At 62.8% G+C, this 1,776-nt stretch carries 2 protein-coding genes; both read right to left on the bottom strand.

Annotation, left to right across the window (positions count from 1 at the left end; translation table 11 throughout):
• Nucleotides 1-278 (bottom strand): PilX N-terminal domain-containing pilus assembly protein (locus tag PLJ71_16510; GenBank protein HQM50291.1); only part of this gene is annotated, 278 nt, incomplete at its 3' end.
• A gap of 82 nt (nt 279-360) precedes the next feature.
• Nucleotides 361-1,554, bottom strand: coding sequence for a prepilin-type N-terminal cleavage/methylation domain-containing protein (locus tag PLJ71_16505; GenBank protein ID HQM50290.1), 1,194 nt, complete (start codon nt 1,552-1,554; stop codon nt 361-363).
• Nucleotides 1,555-1,776: the final 222 nt, after the last annotated feature.

The raw sequence follows: 1,776 nt of genomic DNA, 5'->3' as shown, positions 1-1,776 counted from the left end.
TTCCCGGCGAATGCCGCGCCGTTGAAATAGGTCTTGAACGCGAAATCGTAGGAAGTGGCGGTGGTGTGCATGTAGCCGTCGTGGCGCAGGAACGCCTGGGCCATGGCGAGACCGGCTTCGGCGGCCTGCGCCGCCTGGATGCGGTTGGACAGGTTGAGGGCCCGGCGGAGCTGCAGGCGCGTGCTCGTGAACAAGGCGATGGCGATGGCCGTGAGAAACGCCAGAATAAAAATGGCGATCACCAGCGCCTGACCGCGCGTGCCGCGTCGTCTGCGCATGTCAACTCCCTTCCTTGCGTGCCAGCCAGTGCCGCGCATGCCCCGAACATCCATGGGACCCTGTGCCGCGCGCATTCAACTGCTACTCCACTGCCATGAGGGGCCGCCGGTAGCCCACGGGTACTTGAAACGTGTGCGATAACTGACGCACGTAGCGCTGCTCGCCCAGGTTCGGCGCCCGGAACGCAAACCGCATATCAACCGCCACCAGACTCGGAGGGTACGGATACAACGGCGAACCATACTTGTTGATGAACGGGTAGTTGATGTCTCCGGGTTCACCCGAAGGGGCATCGGGAGCGACCCCGAGATTAGCGATGTCCACCGCGTGCCAGTAGGGAATCATCTGCACGAGGCCGAGCCGCGCCAGGTCTTTCACCTCGCCCGCCGTGTAGCCGTACCTGAACCAGTCAACAACATCCAGCGGAGGGAGCAAAACACTGGAATCCGAGGCCAGGACGCCTTCGGCAATGATGTAGTCCTCTGGGTACTTCTTGTCCCACTGGTCAGAGAACGAGCCGCCGCCCCAGTTGGTGCCGGGCGCGGCCGGGTCATCCCACAAACGGGGAAGCACACCGTACGCGGCAAATGGCTCTGGCCGGTCTCCCAACATGGCCAGCCAGAGTTCGTGTTTCTTGGCTTGAAGCATCGCCTCGAGCTTTTCGGGACCCACTGACTGAATAAAGCCCATAGCAGCAGGATCGGGCCCGAATTGCCGATAGATCTCGTTCAACTGGTTCCACAAGGGGTAGTCGGGTAGCTCAGGCGCCCATGTGGATTGTGTGTAATCCGGCCACTGGACGGGGTAGTTGCTCAGGGTGTCGATGCCGGGCTCGATGTACCGGATAATGCCGTAGGTGGGCACGTCCACGTCGGGGCCGTCCGTTATGGTATCCACGATTTGGCTTCCCGCAAAGCTGTGTACGACGTAGGAGACACGGGCGGTGTTGTACGCGTACACGTCGGCCGCTTCGAGGGTGCAGATCATGGTCATGCCGTAGGGGCATCCGAAGAAGCTGGAGGCGTCGCCGTAGTGTTTGGCGGCGAAGCCCTGCACGACGTCGCGTTCGAGGACGCGGAACGCGGTCTGGGTCACCTCGCTGGCGTCCATGGCCCTCTTGGTGCTCCGGTACGCGCCGAGGCTCGCGCGGAACAGCATGAACAGGGCCAGCGTGAGGATGGACAGAATCGCCATGGCCACCAGCAGTTCGACGAGGGTAAACCCCCGCGCTGTCCGCCGGTGTCCGTTGCGTGCGTTCTGTCTCGGGGCCGTCATGGCCTGTACTCCATTTTGTGGCGCCGCGCCCCGGGCGCGCCGCGCCTATTGTTCCACGACATATGTCGCAAAGGTTTCGTAGCGCCCGTCCGGCATCTGCACCGTAAACAGGGCGCGCTGGTAGTAAATGCCGCTGGCGCCGCGCATGCGCTGCAGCACCGTGGCGTAACTCTCGTACATCGAGTAGGCACTGTTCGCCGCCGCCAACAGCGTGTAGTCGTC

Source organism: Candidatus Hydrogenedentota bacterium (assembly GCA_035416745.1).
Lineage (GTDB): Bacteria > Hydrogenedentota > Hydrogenedentia > Hydrogenedentales > SLHB01 > UBA2224.
The sequence above is the reverse complement of the archived record's forward strand: the minus strand, read 5'-3'. Positions and strand labels throughout refer to the sequence as shown.